General features: G+C 63.3%; 14 protein-coding genes and 2 pseudogenes. 8 read left to right on the top strand and 8 right to left on the bottom strand.

Annotation, left to right across the window (positions count from 1 at the left end):
• Positions 1–33: 33 nt before the first annotated feature.
• The 5 genes from ABT392_RS10600 to ABT392_RS10620 form a co-directional block, all read right to left on the bottom strand.
• Positions 34–681 (bottom strand): ABC transporter substrate-binding protein, encoded by a 648-nt coding sequence (locus ABT392_RS10600; RefSeq protein ID WP_334275814.1) that lies wholly within the window; start codon positions 679–681, stop codon positions 34–36.
• A 588-nt stretch (positions 682–1,269) separates the two neighbouring features.
• A complete protein-coding gene (locus ABT392_RS10605; protein WP_334275815.1) occupies positions 1,270–2,253 on the bottom strand; it encodes an LD-carboxypeptidase in 984 nt (327 codons plus the stop codon).
• Complete coding sequence (gene tadA, locus ABT392_RS10610) at positions 2,250–2,819, bottom strand: tRNA adenosine(34) deaminase TadA (protein ID WP_334275816.1); 570 nt, start codon at positions 2,817–2,819, stop codon at positions 2,250–2,252. The genes ABT392_RS10605 and tadA overlap by 4 nt, the downstream gene beginning before the upstream one ends.
• Before the next feature lie 159 nt (positions 2,820–2,978).
• Complete coding sequence (locus ABT392_RS10615; RefSeq protein WP_334275817.1) at positions 2,979–3,206, bottom strand: hypothetical protein; 228 nt, start codon at positions 3,204–3,206, stop codon at positions 2,979–2,981.
• A gap of 33 nt (positions 3,207–3,239) precedes the next feature.
• Entirely contained in the window at positions 3,240–3,815 is a 576-nt protein-coding gene (locus ABT392_RS10620; RefSeq protein ID WP_334275818.1) for a 2'-5' RNA ligase family protein, read from the bottom strand.
• 126 nt (positions 3,816–3,941) lie between these two features.
• On the opposite strand from ABT392_RS10620, the gene ABT392_RS10625 reads away from it, so the two are divergent.
• Positions 3,942–5,189, top strand: a complete 1,248-nt coding sequence (locus ABT392_RS10625; RefSeq protein ID WP_334275819.1) for a nucleoside recognition domain-containing protein — start codon at positions 3,942–3,944, stop codon at positions 5,187–5,189.
• A 14-nt stretch (positions 5,190–5,203) separates the two neighbouring features.
• Here ABT392_RS10625 and ABT392_RS10630 read toward each other — a convergent pair whose 3' ends face one another.
• A complete protein-coding gene (locus ABT392_RS10630) occupies positions 5,204–5,767 on the bottom strand; it encodes a 2'-5' RNA ligase family protein (RefSeq protein ID WP_334275820.1) in 564 nt (187 codons plus the stop codon).
• A gap of 365 nt (positions 5,768–6,132) precedes the next feature.
• Positions 6,133–6,996, bottom strand: a pseudogene (locus tag ABT392_RS10635) (ISL3 family transposase).
• A 34-nt stretch (positions 6,997–7,030) separates the two neighbouring features.
• Here ABT392_RS10635 and ABT392_RS10640 point away from each other — a divergent pair.
• The 7 genes and pseudogenes from ABT392_RS10640 to ABT392_RS10670 all read left to right on the top strand — a co-directional run bounded on the left by ABT392_RS10640 (position 7,031) and on the right by ABT392_RS10670 (position 15,559).
• Positions 7,031–8,008 (top strand): diguanylate cyclase domain-containing protein, encoded by a 978-nt coding sequence (locus ABT392_RS10640; RefSeq protein ID WP_334275821.1) that lies wholly within the window; start codon positions 7,031–7,033, stop codon positions 8,006–8,008.
• Positions 8,009–8,173: 165 nt separating this feature from the next.
• A complete protein-coding gene (locus tag ABT392_RS10645) occupies positions 8,174–9,271 on the top strand; it encodes an ABC transporter substrate-binding protein (protein WP_395385788.1) in 1,098 nt (365 codons plus the stop codon).
• 13 nt (positions 9,272–9,284) lie between these two features.
• Entirely contained in the window at positions 9,285–11,252 is a 1,968-nt protein-coding gene (locus ABT392_RS10650) for a sensor histidine kinase (RefSeq protein ID WP_395385787.1), read from the top strand.
• A 40-nt stretch (positions 11,253–11,292) separates the two neighbouring features.
• Positions 11,293–12,069: a hypothetical protein gene (locus ABT392_RS10655; RefSeq protein ID WP_464970972.1), complete on the top strand. Its 777-nt coding sequence runs from the start codon at positions 11,293–11,295 to the stop codon at positions 12,067–12,069.
• A 51-nt stretch (positions 12,070–12,120) separates the two neighbouring features.
• Positions 12,121–12,267 (top strand): annotated as a pseudogene (locus ABT392_RS10660) (IS3 family transposase); the annotation flags it as partial.
• A gap of 707 nt (positions 12,268–12,974) precedes the next feature.
• On the top strand, positions 12,975–14,885 hold the full coding sequence (locus tag ABT392_RS10665) for a type IV pili methyl-accepting chemotaxis transducer N-terminal domain-containing protein (RefSeq protein ID WP_395385784.1): 1,911 nt from the start codon (positions 12,975–12,977) through the stop codon (positions 14,883–14,885).
• Positions 14,882–15,559, top strand: coding sequence for a response regulator (locus tag ABT392_RS10670; RefSeq protein ID WP_334275826.1), 678 nt, complete (start codon positions 14,882–14,884; stop codon positions 15,557–15,559). The genes ABT392_RS10665 and ABT392_RS10670 overlap by 4 nt, the downstream gene beginning before the upstream one ends.
• Before the next feature lie 319 nt (positions 15,560–15,878).
• Here the strand turns inward: ABT392_RS10670 and ABT392_RS10675 are convergent, their stop codons facing one another.
• Complete coding sequence (locus tag ABT392_RS10675; RefSeq protein ID WP_334275827.1) at positions 15,879–16,727, bottom strand: Crp/Fnr family transcriptional regulator; 849 nt, start codon at positions 16,725–16,727, stop codon at positions 15,879–15,881.
• Positions 16,728–16,974 lie beyond the last annotated feature (247 nt).

Here is a 16,974-nt window from a genome sequence, read left to right on the forward strand (position 1 = left end):
AAGCCACCCCATGCGTGCTTGTTGGTGCGAGCCTTATTCGATGCGGAACTGGAATTCCTGTTCGAACACATGGTCGCCCGGGCATTCGTAAGCTTCTTTGAGCGTCGCGTCGATCGCTTGCTGCATGGCGCGCAGCGCCTTGCGTTCCACGCCACCACGCAGGCTGGCGTACTCGACCGAGACAACGCGACCGGAGCGAACCGTGGCAGTTGCCTTGATCAGGGCCTCGCCGCTCCAGTTCATGCTGGGAGCTTCGGGCTTGCCCATCTTGGTGCAGACCATGGCTGCCGTGACCGGGCCCGTACGGGCCACCGGAGCCGGAGCCGGAGCCGGGCGGGCCGGCGGCGTGGCCGCGATCGGCGCCGCGGGCGGGGGTGTCGACGTTGTCGGCGTATTGATCACGGCCGGCGGCGCCGGGGCGGTGATCACCACTTCAGGCGGCGGCACGAACGGCGGCGGCGGGGTGTCCAGCTTCGGCGGCGGCGGTTCGACCTTCTTGATCTCTTCCGGCGGCTTGACCTTCTCTTCGATCACCTTGGTCTCGATCGGCTCGGCCACGGCCTTGACGATCTTGCGAGCCAAACCACTGGCCAGCGCCCAGATGATCAGGATGTGGATCAACACCACGATACCGAAGCCTGTAGCGCGCGACGTACCCTTCTGTTCCTGCGCAAAGTTCATGCGCGCTCCTTCATAAGACTGCCAATCTTTTCCATCATTTGATGTGGGGGTTGTTGACCCTGCACAGCGCCCGCGTTGAAAGTTCTGTCAATGTCCCCAGCTTCGAGAAGCCGGGCCGAAATTACTGCAAACCGCTGGCCATGCAAGTCACCAGCAAGACTGCGCGGGATTGGCACTTTCGCACCACTGCGCCCCGACGACAAGAGGGGCACTGCGCAGCCGCCGGCTGAACGAAGATCAAGTCTCAAAACACTGGGTCAGATGGAAAGCCATCACTCAACAAAAATGCCCGCCGGCCAAAGACCTGCGGGCGACTTCCGTGGGTCGGCAATGAACGATGTAGCAGAACTACTCGTCAGCTTCCCTCGAACGCCTCCCATCATAAACGAGCAGCCCCCTAGCTTGGTCCTGGGGAATTCCCCATCCTCCTTGCAAAGAGCCCTTGTCAAGCGGCTTCCCGGTTGATGATCAGACACGCCACGCCCAGCCATCGACTGCTGGTATTTTATTGGTATCCAAATACCCCTCGGGTTCAGGAGCGCAAGGGTTTTTACCTAGATTGCAACTGTCTGCGCGCCCTGCGCCCAATCAGTGGCCATGCGAGTGCCCAGGCGCATCGTGATGATCATGATGATGATTGTTGTCATGCCCATGCTCGCTGGCCCAGCCGATCAGGACCTCGCGCCCCTGCACATACAGCTCGGCCTTCGCTCCGACGGGCAGGCATACCTTGGTTCGCACATGGCCAAACGGCAGACCGGTCAGGACCGGCGTGCGGGTCGCGGCGCGCACTGCCTCGATGGCAGCTTTCAGCGAGTAGCCACGGTCCAGCGGTGACTTGCGCCAGCCGCTGAAGTCACCCAGCACGACGGCCTTCTGCGCATCCAGCACACCGGCCTGCTGCAATTGCAGAAGGCTGCGCTCGACGCGATAGGGATGCTCGTTGATGTCTTCCAGGAACAGGATGCCGCCCTTGATCTTGGGGAAATGCGGCGTACCCAGCAGCGAGTTCAGCACGCAGAGATTGCCACCCCAGAGCGTGCCGCGCACGCCGAGCTCCTCGAAGCCAGCCTCGGTGCGGAAGCCCACGGCCTCCAGCGCGCCACTCATGGCCTCCGTGAAGCAGTCCTGGGTGATCTCGTCCATCCCACCCTCTTCCTCGCTGCGGCCGAAGTCGTCGCAGGCCAGGGGGCCGGCCCAGCTGACCGGCCGCTGGCCGTCCTTGGCGTGTGCCAGCATGCCCAGCTGCAAGGAGGTCAGGTCGCTCTGCCCGACCCAGCGCGTGCCACGCTCGGTGCTCTTGATGAGCTGCTTCCAGTTGATCTGGTCCAGCAGCCGGGTCAGGCCATAGCCACCGCGCGAGGCCAGCGCAACGCTGGGGCTGGCCTTGGCAATGCGGTGCAAGGCGGCCAGGCGCGTCTCGTCGTCGCCGCCAAAGCGCTGATGCTTGGCCAGCGCGCTTTCATCGATGGCGACCTCGAAGCCGAGCTGGGCCAGGCGCTTGGCCGCCCGCTTGAGGGGCTGGGCCTGGGCCAGCACGCCGGCCGGCGTGTACAGGGTCAAAGAGGTCATGGCTTGATGTCGTCCAGGTGAATGGCATCCCCGGTGGGAATGCGCTCTTGATCTTGGGTGGCGGCGGCACGCGCCAGGTCGCGACGCTGGCGAGCCTGCTCACGTCGCTCGGCGAAGAACTCACGCAAGAGGCGCGCCGCCGGTTCAGCCAGCACCCCGCCTTGCACGGCCGTGTGATGGTTCAGCTGGGCCTGGGCAAACAGGTCCAGCACCGAACCGGCCACGCCGGTCTTGGGGTCGGGCGCCGCAAACACGACCCGCTTCAAACGGGCATGCATCATGGCCATCGCACACATGGCGCAGGGCTCGAGCGTCACGTAGAGCTCGCATTCCGGCAGGCGGTAATTGCCCAGCAGCGTGGCCGCATGTCGCAAGGCGACGATTTCGGCATGCGCCGTGGGGTCGTGCGTCGTGATCGGTCGGTTGTAGCCAGTGGCGATGACCTGGCCGTTGCGCATCAGCACGGCACCGACCGGCACCTCGCCGACCAGCAGCGCGTTGTGGGCCTGATCGAGCGCCAGGCGCATCGCGTATTCGTCGGCGGGAAGGAGCAGGTCGTCGGTCATGGCAGAGGCGCGGTCAGTGTAGCAAGCCGGCTACGCTGCGCCCCGATGATGGAAGAGGAAGAACCGGTCGCCTTGGCCCGGCAGGATCTGTTTGGCAAGCTTGCCATGGCAGATGCGCCAGTCGCGCCGAAACCGCGGCGCCGGGCAGATCCTGATGCCTCAGGGCTGCGCTTCGGATGCGCGTGCCGCGGCCTGGTCGATGGCGCCTTGCACCTGCGCACCCACCGCGGCCGGCAGCGGCAACTGCGCGGCGGATGAGGCGGCTTGAGATGTGCCCGCCACCGGCTGAGGCACGGGCGGCAGCAACTGTTTGGCCTGGTTCTTCATCACAAACATGGCCACCGCAAACGCGATGACCAGGCCCAGAATGCTGAAAGCTGCGCGCATGGTTCTTGGTCCTTTGAATGGCAGTGATTGGATTCAGGCATGCAGGGGCCAGCGGCCCAGCACCACCTGCCTGGTCTGGCCGATCAGCCGGTCGATCAGCATGAACTCGGTGGCCGTCCAGCGCAAAGGCTCGATTGCCCGCAGCTCAATCAGCGCATCATCGTAGAGCAGGGTCAGGTGGGGCGTGAACCGGCCTTGCAATCCGGTGATGCCAGCCGACTGCAGGTGCACGCCCAGGCTGCGGTGAAATGCACGCAGCGGCTCCAGGGGCTCGCCCGCCAGCAGGGCCAGTGGGTTGTTCCTGCGGTTGGTGCGGCCGAAGCTGAGCAGCGCATCCAGGCAGATCGGCACCGCCGGCGCATGCACAGCCTGCGCAGCTTCCAGCAGGCGATGGACCAGGTCCGCCGGGAAGCTCTCGAAGTCACCGACGTGATGCAAGCTGATGTGAAGATGCTCGGCCAGGAGCGGTCGCCCCTTGAGCCCCAGCTCCTTGCGCAGGCCATCAAGTCGCCGGCTGACGGCCGCGACCGTGGCTGCATCCGGCCGCAGGGCGAAGAACAGACGGTCAGTGGGCCTGGCCGGCTTTGCTGCTGCAGGTGGGGCGGACATCGGCCGAGCCTAGCGCATGAGCTGTGGTGATGGCCAGACATCTGTTGGCGATGGGGCAGCGCCACCCAGCCTTGCCGCCAGCCTGAATAATCGCGGCTTCGCCGCTCCCCTCCACTCGGAACCGCCATGGTGCTCAACTACATCTGGATCGCCTTCTTTCTGGCCGGCTTCGGCGTGGCGCTGATACGCCTGATGCAGGGCGATCTGATGATCTTCAGCCAGGTGCTCAGCGGCATCTTCGACACCGCCAAGACGGGCTTCGACATCTCGCTGGGCCTGGTGGGCGTGATGAGCCTGTGGCTGGGCATCATGAAGATCGGCGAGAACGCCGGCGTGATCCAGCTGTTCGCGCGCGCCATCAGCCCGTTCTTCTCGCGCATCTTCCCCGAGGTGCCCAAGGGCCACCCGGCGGGCGGCTCGATGGTGATGAATTTTTCCGCCAACATGCTTGGCCTGGACAACGCGGCCACGCCGCTGGGCCTCAAGGCCATGAAGGAACTGCAGGAGATCAACCCGCAGAAGGACACGGCAAGCAACGCGATGATCATGTTCCTGGTGCTGAACACCGCGGGCATCACCTTGATCCCGACCTCGGTGATCGCGATCCGCCAGACCATCGCCATCGACCAGCACATCGTGGGCTTCAATGCGGCCGACATCTTCCTGCCCACGTTGATCGGCACCTTCATCAGCTTCGTGGCCGGCCTGGTAGCGGTGGCCTGGGTGCAGAAGATCAAGCTCACCAGCGCGCCAATGCTGGCCTTCTTCGGCGGCTTCAGCGCGCTGATGGCTGCGCTGTGGGGCTGGCTGCACAACTATCCCGCAGAGCAGATGTCGCGCTACATCGGGCTGCTGGGCAGCCTGGTGATCATGAGCATCATCGTCGCCTTCATTGCCGTGGGCGCCTGGCGGCGCATCAACGTCTATGAGAGCTTCGTCGAAGGTGCCAAGGAAGGCTTTGGTGTAGCGATCCAGATCATTCCCTACCTGGTGGCCATCCTGGTGGCGATCTCGGTGTTCCGCACAACCGGCGGCATGGACTACGTGGTGGGTGCCATCGCCTGGTGCGTGGGTGCCGTCGGCCTCCCGACCGACTTCGTGCCCGCCCTGCCCGTGGGCCTGATGAAGACACTTTCAGGCAGCGGCGCACGCGGCCTGATGGTCGACGTGATGAAGACCTATGGCGTCGACTCCTTCCAGGGCAAGCTGGCCGCCATCATCCAGGGCTCGACCGAGACGACCTTCTATGTGCTGGCGGTCTATTTCGGCAGCGTCAACATCAAGAAGACCCGCTATGCGCTGACCTGCGGCCTGATAGCCGACATGGTGGGCCTGGTGGGCGCCATCGTCGTCGGCTACTGGTTCTTCAAGTAGGCCGGCTCACTTGCTCATTGCTGGGCCAGGGGCCAGCGGCCCAGCACCTCATGCTCGGCAGTACCGAGCCGGGTGTTCACCAGCACGAACTCGTCAGCCGCCCAGCGGATCGGCTCGACAGGCTGCTGCTCGACCGCAATGGCGTCATGAAGCAGCGTCAGGTGCGGCGTGAAGCTGGCGTAGCGATACAGGTCCACGGCCTTGAGCGCCGCGGACAGTTGGCCGTGGAATGCCTTCAGCGCGGCCAGGCCTGCGCCGCCGGCCAGCAGCACACAGGGCTGGTTCTTGACGGTGCGGCGCTTGAAGCTCGCCGCCTGGTCCAGCGTGATCTCGAAGGCTGGCGCCGCGACGGTCGCAGCGGCAGCCATGGCCTTGTCAGCAAGCGCTGTCGGAAAGCGCACGAAATCGCCCAGGTGATGCAGCGTGATATGTAGGTCCTCGGCCTTCAGGGGCTGGCCCAGCAGGCCCTGCTCGGCCCGCAGGCGCTCACACGCGGCCTGGATGCTCGCCAGAGCTGCTGCGTCGGGGCGCAAGGCAAAGAACAGTCGATCGGTGAATTTGTCGGGGCGTTGTGACATGTCGAATCATTCCCACTCGATTGTCAAGTCCGCAGCCCCGCCTAGGCTTGGCGCGGGTCCAGGTGTCGAGAACGACTCGGCGTACCGTCGCGCGTGCCGTCAAGCCCGAGCGCCTTGGTTCCAAGATTCGGTCTCGCCATCGAGGTGCCTGCAAAGGGATTGCACGATCATCTTTGCAAGACATCACTGTGAAGCCCAAATTGAGAGAAAACTGCGGCCGCCCCTTCGGGCGACGACGGTATCAGACAAGGCTCGGGCCCAAGCGCTGACGGTATCACACAAGGGCACTTCCAAGGGGTTAGCGGTATCTACTCGGCAGCCCCCCCACCGCTTGGCAGTGGGGGGCGATCAGGGAAATTCACGGTTTATAGCCGATCTCCGGGGAAGGCAGCTCGCATCTTGAGGAAGAAGAAGGCGTCATCCCTGTAGCCGTAGGCCATGCGCTTGATGACCGTGATCTTGTTGTTGATGCCCTCGACAAGTTTGGTGCCCAGAATCCAGCGGCAGTGCGACAGGATGCCCGGCAGGTAAGCTTTGATGTTGCGAGCAGAGGTCTTGAGTGGGGCAATGTGGCTGTGCAAGGTACGGCTGTACCACTGCTTCCAGAAGCGTTCGCCGTGGCCGCTGTGGCGGTAGGTCCAGAGCGCCTTGAGGTCGTCCTTCATCACCTAGACGACGAACAGGGCGCGGTTGTTGGCAAGCAGCTCTCGTAGCTGGACCTGGTCTTCAGGCCGCGTGATGTTCTCGGGGTTGCTAGCCCGTAGCCCGCGAGAGGTCTTGACCAGCTCGCGGGCCGGGTTGTCATGGTGAAGCTGGTTGGCCTCGTCGGCACGAACTCGGTTAGTCACATGCCGGCCGTACTTGGCCATGACGTGGAAAAGGTCATAGACGATCTTGGCGGCCGGGCATTGCGCGCTCACCTCCTGTGCGTAGCCCTCATTTATGTTCATGGCCACGGCCTGCATGGATGCACGCCCGGTAGGGCCCAAAAGTTCGAAGAAGGGCCGCACATTCTGACGCCCTAAGCCCAGGCCGAGCCAGAGCACGCGCTTGGCCCAGCGGTTGATCTCGTTGACTACCAGGTTGAAGTCCTGATACATCGTGAACGACCAGAAGGCCTCGACCTTGGGGAACTGGTCCTTGCGTATGTACAGCTCGTACTTGCCTGCGCTGTTCAGGCGCTCGCCATGCTGGTCCACCGAAGCCCAAAGGTACCACTGGCAAATCATCGGGGTGCTGGTGGCAATGCTCCTGGAGTCCGTCTTGATCGCGGCGCTGATACATGCCCTGCGCACCAGCAAGAAGTCCCGCCAGCAATTGGCTGTCGAGCGCGACGTGCTGGACTTGCGGGTCCGAGAGCGCACCGTGCATTTGTCGGAAGCCATGGACTTCAGCGAGACCATTGTGCGAGCGTCTCCCTTGCCCATCGGGGTGTATGCCGAGGACGGCCAATGCGTGCGGGCCAACGAGGCTTATGCCACGCTGGTCGGAGGGACGCTCAAGTCCTTGCTGGCGCAAAACTTCGAGACGACCGCCTCCTGGAAAACATCTGGACTGCTGGCGACCTGCCATCGTGCATTGCAAAGCGGTCAACCCCAGCAACTGGAGCTGAATACTGTCACCACCTTTGGCAAGGAAGTCTGGCTGGATTGCCACATACTACCGACCATGCTGAATGGGAAAAGGCATGTGCTGGTGCAGTTCGTCGACCTGACCGAGCGCAAGAACCTGGAAAGCGACCTGCGCAACCTGGCATTTCAGGATCCTCTGACACGTATCCCCAACCGGCGCCTCCTGCTGGACCGCCTTGAACATGCCGTCCGTATGACCAAGCGACAGAACAGCCACGGTGCGCTGGTCTTCATCGACCTCAACAAGTTCAAGCAACTCAACGATACACACGGCCACGACGTGGGCGACCTGTTGCTGGTGGAAGTGGCCAAGCGCCTTCGCCAATTGGTACGGGACAGCGACACCGTGGCTCGGCTCGGTGGCGACGAATTTGTGGCGCTGTTTGAAGGTCTGGCCGCTGACCCGGCGCTGGCTCGGCAGCAGGCAGCCCGGATAGAGGCCAAGGTCCAGGCCGCATTGAATCAGGACTATGTGCTTGGCGACATCCACCACAAGGGTTCCGCCAGTCTAGGTACGGTTCTGTTCCAGGGCGACGCAGATGATGCTGACATGCTGCTCAGGAAGGCCGACAGTGCCATGTACTTCAACAAAAGAGGCCGGCCGGCTTAGCCGTTGGCGTCCGACACATCAAGAGGCTGAATGCACAGACATCACCTACAGCGGCTGCCTGCTTCAGCCAGTACCCGGCGGGCCCAAGGTCTGGCGGACGCGAAATGAAGATGCTAACTTCACGCCTCACAGAGATCGCTGAGCAGTCTTTCCCGAGGAACACTCATGAATGACACCACTGAACCGCAGCATTGGACCAAGGTGCTGAAGGCGCTTCTGCTCTTGATGCTGTCTTTTGCCCTGACCACCGCGGGAGCGGAGGAGTACTACGAGCGCTACGACTTGCGCCCGCAACCCGGTGTCATCCGCTTGGCTGTCCAACCGATGGCCTATCCGCTGGCCTTCATCAGCTCGGTCATGCAGCGCGACCGGATACTCGGCGGTGAACTCGACAAGGCGCAGTTGAAGCTGCAGGTGTTTGCTTTCCGCAAAGGCAATGACATTGTTCAGGTCGCCAGCGAAAGTGCCTTCGACATGGCCTTTGTCGGTGACATGCCGACGGTGAACCTGGCCGTCAGGATGCCCATCGCCATCGGCGGTCTGGGCAAGCGCAATTTTTCTTCGGTCATCTCGCGCGACTACGCTCGGCTGGAAGAGTTGCGTGGCCACAAGCTGGGTTACTCACCCGGCTCGTCTTCCCATCTGGTGCTGATGCATGGTCTTCGCTCGGCGAAACTCAGCGAGCGTGACGTGGAGTTGGTCGCGCTGGATCCCGCGCAGATGCCGGACGCGCTGGAAAGCGGTGCGGTCGATGCATTCTCCGCTTGGGAGCCGACGCCGTCGATTGCGCTGGCGCGCAATCCCAGGAATCGTGCCATCTTCAAGGGCATGAGCACCGACTGGGTGGTGCTGCGGCGCTCACTGACCACGAGTTCGCCCGCAGTTGCGCAATCCCTGATCGCAGCCTATGTCCGCGCCATCAATTGGATGCGCAGGTCGAAGTCCAATCTTGAACACGCAGCCAGCTGGGTTCTGCAGGACGGCCAAGCTTTCACGGGCGCCAAGTCAGCCATTACGGCGGAGCGGGCCATGGAAATTGCTCGCAAGGATCTGCTCGATGTGCCTGGTGCGCCGGCGACGCCGCCGCTGGTCGATGGTGCTCCGCCCCTGTCGCGCGAATTCGCCTTCCTGAAGGATATCGGGCGGATCGCGTCGGATCGCGACGACAAGCCCTTGCGTGAAGCATTTGCCTACCAGGGCCTGACGCAGGTGCAGGCTGACCCGAAGCGCTTCAGCCTGTTCCGCTTTGACTATGCCCGTTGACGGGCAGCGACATATGCAGATTCGCCTTCGCCTGCACATCTACTTCGGCGTGATCTCGCTGGCCGCGGCGGTCACGTTTGTCGTGTTGTGGATGTATGGCATTCCGCCACTGAACATTGACGGGATTCAGTCGGCCGAACACCGCCGGGCCGTGGCATCGCTTGAGAACCTTGTCGACAAGTCCCGGGATGCGTTTGAGAAGTGGTTTGTCGAGCGTCGGCGTGAACTGCAGCTCGTCGTTCGTGACGAAGCCTTTTCGAGACACGCGGGCGCCGCAAATGAGCACGACGATCGCAGCCGCTCTGCACATCGTGCGGCGCTTCAGCGGCGACTGGGCATGATTCAGGAGGTCAATCCCGGTGCGTATGACTACCTCTACGTGCTGGATCGACAAGGCAAGGTGCTCGCCGCATCGGACGCCGCCATCTTGACAGGCTCAGCCCTCGTTCAGTCTCACGAAGCCATCCACAAGGATGCGCTGCAGCCCGGTCTGACCGAGTTCGTGTACCTGATCCAACAGGCCGGTGAGCCGGTGTTGGTGGTCAGCAATCAAGTGCAAGGCCGCGATGCCGATGGGCTTCCGGACGGGGAGGTTCTGGCGGTCGTCGTTGCCGGGATCAGCTTGCGGGCACATCTCACGGACGAGGGAGGGGCAACAGAGCGGACCCAAGGCCATGGCGGAGCGCTGATGTTTGTAGGGCCGGATCGCAGGGTGCTGGGCAGCCCAGCGTCAGGATCCGGAGCTGCTGCGCTCGAGAAGGTCGTAAACCATGTGGACCCAGGCTCCGAAGGTTTCAAGGTGATCCCTATTGGCGATGGTCGCGAGATGCTGATGGCCTTCCGCCACCTGCACCTTGGCGCGTCGGAAGGTCTCAGCATGGTGGCGCTGCGAGACTCCGATGAAGCCCTGGCGTCGATACGCGCCACGTTTGCCCGCCTACTTGGACTGGGAATCATCTTCTTCCTGGCGGTAACTTCGCTGGTCGCCCTGGCTGCACGCTATATCGCACGAAGCGAGCACGCCATCCGGGAGTTGAACGCAACGCTAGAACAGCGGGTTCAGGACCGTACCAAGGAGCTCAACCAGGCCAACACCAAGCTTCTTGAGACGCTGGTGAATCTCGAGCGGGCCCGCGACGATCTGGTGCAAAGCGAAAAGCTGGCCAGTCTGGGCGCCTTGGTGGCGGGCGTGTCACATGAGCTGGGAACGCCCGTCGGCAATGCGGTTCTGGTTGCCAGTACGCTGAAGGATCGCTCGCTGGCGTTTGCACAAGAATCTCCTGGCAATCTGACGCGTGCTGCTCTGAAGGACTATCTCAATCTGAACGTCGACGGCCTGACGATGCTGGTGGCGAATCTGCAGCGCACCGTGGAGCTGATCAACAACTTCAAGCAGTTGGCCATGGACCAGACCTCGGACCAACGCCGCAAGTTCGCCTTGATGTCACTGGCGCAAGAGGTCCTGACGGCGATGAGGCCAAGGTTGAAGGTGCTCCCCTATCAATTGGTACTCGACATTCCTGACGACTTGGAAATGGACAGCTACCCCGGTCCGCTGTCGCGCATCATCATCAACTTCATCAACAACTCCCTGCTGCACGGCTTCGAGGGCCGCTCCGCCGGCACCATGAAGCTGAGCGCAACGCTCATAGGGTTGGACCAAGTCGAAATCCGCTTTGAGGATGACGGCATAGGCATGCAAGAGCACGTGGCCAAACGTGCCTTCGATCCCTTCTTCACCACCAAGCTGGGTCAGGGCGGCAACGGCCTCGGCCTCAACATTGTGTACACCGTGACGACGACCATATTGGCGGGTCGGGTTGAACTGCAAACAGCCGTGGGCGGAGGCGCGTGTTTTTGCCTGACCCTGCCGCGCGTTGCGCCTGTTGTCCAACAAAGTGGGCAGGACCGCACCGTCAAACTGAGCGACAACTCGGGTGGCGAAAGTCTTGAGCGACTTGCATGCGTTCCCGAGGAGTGAGACCTTGCCCAGGACTGAACCGACCCCTCAAACGCGCGCCGTGACCACACTTCGCGACGCAGCTATATGTGCCAGCCTCATGGCCCTCTGCCAGACTGCTTTTTCTCAAGCCGACGTGCCACGGGTCTGGCGGGTCTGTGTGGGCGATCAACCTGTCCCCCCCTATGTACTCAATGACCCCAAGCACCTCGGCCGCGCGGAGCGCCTGCTTGTCGAGGCTGGCCGCTCAATCGGGATGAACGTCATGTTGCAGCGCTATCCGAACAAGCGCTGCCGTGCGTCCCTCAGTTCAGGCGACTCAGACATGACATTGGGCGGCCCTACGCCTGAGAATCTGGCCGAATGGCGCTTTCCCATGAAGGCTGGCATCCCTGACCCAGACCAAGCCGTCGCCCACATCAACCTGATTTGGGTGCGACGCTCGGACAGCCAACTGGACTGGGATGGCAAACAATTGACCGGGGCACCAGCCGGCAAAGCGCTGGTCGTCGGTACCCGCGCTGGACAACTTCTGGCGACCAATGCCCTCCGCCATCTGTCGGTCCAGGTAGACGATACCGCCCACACTCCCAAGCAGTTGCTGCGCAAGCTGGTAGGAAATCGCGTCGATCTGGTCCTGGGTCTGCAGGAAGAACTGGAGGTGGCGCTCGCCGACCCCGAAGTCCAGTCTTCAGTCGTGCTGCCGCGCGCGCTGCGGCGCAATGACTACTTCGCGGTGATCTCGCAGCTTCATCTTTCTGCCAACTTCGCTACTGCCGAACGTCTGTGGGCAGCAATGGGCAGGATGCGAAATTTGCCCGAATTCCAGCGCGACTGAGTCGAGTCGTGCGAGTGAGCTGCTCCCTCCCTGCCGTACCAGCGCAAAAGATACCCGGCGGCGGTGAGGACCGACAACGGGCCGGAGCTCACCTGCCGGGCCTTCATTGCCTGGGCCCAAGCCCATAGCGTGCGGCACATCCTGATTCAGCCTGGGAGACCCATGCAGAACGGATCCGTCGAGAACAAAATTGGCGAGGCTTGGCATCGATTGGTTCGTCGCAGAACGCGCCCTGAGCCACAAGCTGAAGGGCGTGGAAGGCATCTACGATCGCCATGACTACTACTTCGAACGACTGTCCGCGCTACAGGCCTGGGCTGACTTGCTTGCCGCGCTGGCCGGAGGGACGAAGGCCAAGGAGCTCATCGGCCCAAGCAAACGCCACAGGGATGCGCCATAGAAGCGATGCCGCGTCTTGCTCGAGGCCCCTGGTTTGCAATCCCCCTCAAGGCCCCGTCGTCTTGCTGGAAAACCTGAGGAGCTCCGCGACAGCCCCGTCCAAGCTTGCGCCAGCTTGCCTTCGCCGAGCTGTGCCAAATGCGCTGCGAAGTTAGAGGTTCAGACTGCGGCTGCGGCTGCGGCTGCGTGCGGCGTGCATGTGCGCACGTGCCCCGCCGCGCCGATGAGTTAGGCTGAATGGCGCTTTGCGGTGGCGGGCGTACGCCGCAGTCACATCGCCTGAACCGTCGTTGTTTGCTAGTGAAGCTATGTCCGACGCGGTGTGAGGCACGGTATGCAGGTATCGCGCCGACCAAATCGTGCAGCGTTTTCCGGAGCTAACTGCGTGACATCAACGCAGCAAGCGCTTGTCGGGCGCAAATCTGCGCGCGTATTGGATAGCCAGCATGAGTCGAGGCACGTTGCTACCAAGCCGCCCGCCCCCTTCGTGAGAATAAGATTGAACTATGAGCTACTACCACCTCCGCAGCCTCGTAGGGAAGCTGGCCTTGATACAGACCGGCTTCCTCGTGGTTGCCCTGGCCTCGATCGCCTTCACGCTATGGGTGTCATGGCAGCTGGAGGGCGGCGCTGGCGCGATCAACGAGGCCGGGCGCATGCGCATGCTGAGCTATCGCATGGTGCTGTCGCACGCTGATGCCACGCCCGCCGCCTTGCAGCGCGATTTGCAGGAGTTCGACGCGATGGTGCATCGCTTGCGCGTCGGCGATTCGCAGCGGCCCCTGTTCGTGCCAGACACCGAGGAATGCAGCGAGCGGCTGCTCGATGTGGAGCAGAATTGGCCCACATTGCGTGCTGCGCTGCAGGCTCCGGGACCTGGACTGCGGCCCCAGGTCGACAGCTTCGTGGCCACCATCGATCAGCTGGTGGGCGCCATCGAACGCACCATCGCCGCACGCACTGCCATCCTGGGAGGCTTGTGTTTCAGCCTGGTAGTGCTGGTGGTGGCGGCCTCGGTGGTGTTTGTCTCGGGCACCTATGTCTGGATCGTCCAGCCGCTGCAGCGCCTGCGCGATGGCCTGCTGCAGATGGCAGCCGGCAAGCTTGGGGTGCGGGTCGACGAAACCAGTTCGGTGGTCGAGTTCAGCAGCCTGGCCGAAGGCTTCAACCAGATGGCGGTTGCCTTGGACGAGGCCCATCAGAACCTCGAAGGCAAGGTGCGGGACAAGACTGCCCATTTGGCCCAGCAGAACGAGCGGCTGGAAGCGCTGTTTGACGTGGCACTGATGGCGGGGCAGGCGGATGCCAGCCTCGAATCGATGTCGCACTCCTTTGCGGCCAAGGTGGCGCGCATCGCACGGGCCGACGCCAGCGCCGTGCGCCTGGCCGCGCAGGACGAGGAGCGTTGGCTGCTGATGGGCCAGAACCGCATGCCCCAATCCATGATCGACGCCGAGCGCTGCCTGCGCAAGGGCGACTGCGCCTGCGGCAACGCCACACCCGGCGCGCCTGGCGCCCGGGTCATCACCATCCGCAGCCTTGAAACCCCGAAGCTGAGGCACTGCGAAGCGGCAGGCTACCAAAGCATCATTTCGGTGCCGATGCGGACCGGTAGCCGCTTGCTCGGCGAGGTGGAACTGTTCTTCTACAGCGAGCGCAGCCTGGTCGAGGCTGAGCGCCTGCTTCTGGATGCGCTGGTGGGCCAGTTCGCTATCCAGGTCGACAACGTGCGGCTCGCCGCGCGCGACCGCGAGATGGCGGTGTCCGAAGAGCGCAATCTGCTGGCGCAGGAGCTGCACGATTCGATCGCCCAGGTGCTGGCCTTCCTGAAGATCCAGGTGCAGCTGCTGCGCGGCGCCTTGGCCCGGCAGCGGCCCGAGGAAGTGGCGCGCAGCCTCGACGAGATCGATGCGGGCGTGAAGGAGTGCTACACCAACGTGCGCGAGTTGCTGGTGCACTTCCGCACCCGGCCGGGGCATGAAGACATCGAGCATGCGCTGCGCAGCACGCTGGCCAAGTTCGAGCGTCAGAGCGGCTTGAGCACCCATCTGCGCTTGCAGGGCGATGGCCTGCCCCTGCCGCCCGATCATCAGGTGCAGGTGCTGCACATCATCCAGGAGGCCTTGTCCAATGTCCGCAAACATGCCGAGGCCGACCATGTCAGCGTCAGCGTTGATCAGCTGCCGCGCTGGCGCTTCGAAGTGCGCGATAACGGGCGCGGCATCGAGCCTGCCGATGTCGGCAGCGGGCAGACCCATGTGGGCCTGCAGATCATGCAGGAGCGTGCCCAGCGCATTGGTGCCCAACTGCAGGTCAGCCGCGCGCCGGAGGGCGGTACCCTTGTCAGCCTGACGCTACCCCTGCTGAGTTCACTGCAGGCCACAGAACCGACATTGCAAAGTGCCCAGTACTCATGAAAGAGCTCATCACCATCCTGGTCGTCGATGACCACACGCTGTTTCGCCGCGGCCTGATTTCCTTGCTGGGACAGGAGGACGGCGTCAAGGTGGTGGGCGAGGCAGCCGATGGCAGCGATGCGCTGCGTATCGCCGAGGCGCTGCAGCCCGATCTGATCCTGCTGGACAACCACATGCCCGGCGTCACCGGCGTGGCGCTGCTGCCGGCGCTGCGCCAGGTGGTGCCGGCGTCGCGGGTGCTGATGCTGACCGTCAGCGAGAACGAGGAAGACCTCAGCGCGGCGCTGCGCAATGGCGCCCAGGGCTATCTGCTGAAGACCATCGACGGCGAGGACCTGGCCGCGGCGCTGATACGCACGATGCGCGGCGAGTCGGTGGTCAGCCCGGAGATGAGCCACAAGCTGCTGAACGCGCTGCGCAATGCCGGCGGCGCGGCCAGCCCGGCCAAGCCGGAGCCGGAGCCGGAGCCAGACAAGGACGCCCCGCAGCTGTCACCCCGCGAGATTGACATCCTCAAGCAGCTGACGCGCGGCGCCAGCAACAAGGAGATCGCCCGCATTCTGGGCATCGCCGAGCCCACGGTAAAGATTCATGTGCAGCACATCCTGCGCAAGCTCAATCTGAGCTCACGCGTGCAGGCCGCCGTCTGGGGCAACGAGCAGGGCATGGGCTGACTTCCAGGCGGGTTTCGGAATTCCCAGACGAGGCAAACGAGCCACCCTTCCGCCAGCTGCTAAGCGAAGTCCGGTCGCCGGAGCTGGCCCATGCCCTGCGCTTGCAAGCGCATAGGCCGGCCACTGCCAACTCCCGATCAGCTGCTGGGTCGGGCTGACCCAATCGAAAGGTGTGCGGCGCACTGCCCCCACTTGTTGCTCCGTAGCGGTGCGTCTGGATCTCATCCGCAATTGACCCGTGAACGCTTGCGCTGAGCGCCAAAAAAAAACGCGCTACCGACGCGAGACCCGATCAAGGCACTGGCGGCGCCTCTGCTCCTCAGCGCATATAGCGAGGCGGCTCGCGCTCGGCGAGCTCGCGCATCTCGCCAACGTTTGTGAGGCACATCCGGTAGCCGTCCATCTCGAGCAGCCCTTGCTCCTGCAGCTGGCGCAAGCAGCGGGAAAGTGTTTCCGGCGTGATGCCCAGCTGCGAGGCGAGATCCTTCTTTTGCTGTCGCAGCAGGAACTGCTGGCCGTGGTCGCAACCCTGAGCCTGGCAACAGTCCAACAGCCAGGCAGCCAGGCGCGCACGTGTGTCCTTGGTCAGCAGCGCCTGCTTCTGCAAGGTTGCGCCACGCGCCTGGGCCGCCACGCAAGCCAGCAGCACGCGCACCAGCGCTGCATCGTTGAGGCAGTGCCCCACCACCTCCTCGACTGGAAACTCATGCACCCTCACGGGGGTCAATGCGAGCGCGGTCTCTGGATGGCTTTCTCCCATCCAGGCGCTTGACACGTCGATCCATTCGCCCGCGCTCAGGCCCTGACTCTGCCACCAACGGCCGCCAGCGTCTCGCTTGCCCAGGCTGATACGCCCGCGCACCAGCAACCAAAGGCTGCTCGCCGGCAAGCCGCCGGCGGACAGCACCTGACTTCGCGCCCGGTAGCGATGTCCCTGCCCCAAGGCTGCCATCTCGGCCACCGACCAGTCGCTGAGCGCATAGGGTCGGCATGCTGACGCGATGGCCTCGCGCACGCTTCCGCGATACGCATTGATGGGCGGTGCCGGGGCCGGCGTCGGCTCCCCGCGCACCATCCACTCCGGCGGCGGCGCTGGCGGCGACGTCAACAGCGTAAGTGGCGCGGCTCGAGCAGCACTGCGTGGCAATTCGAAGGCTTGAGCGGTCATGTGGGCACCCCAATAGGTGTTACGGAATGCGCGCTGATGGCGCATGCAGAAGGCCGCAGTCGAACATCGCGGAGTCCTGTGTGGATTTGATCTGCAACAAACTCCTGCGCATCAAACGCCTGAATAGTTCTTTGGTACTAGTCAAGCTGTGGCGAGCTAGTTCTTTTGCCGCGCGGCCTGCAGGTCCAGAAGAGGATGTTGCGCGGGCGGCTAACTTCCTAAAGTAAACGCATCAACAACGGAGTGC

The organism is Paucibacter sp. JuS9 (assembly GCF_044043925.2).
In the GTDB taxonomy this organism is placed as follows: Bacteria; Pseudomonadota; Gammaproteobacteria; order Burkholderiales; family Burkholderiaceae_C; genus JAUASW01.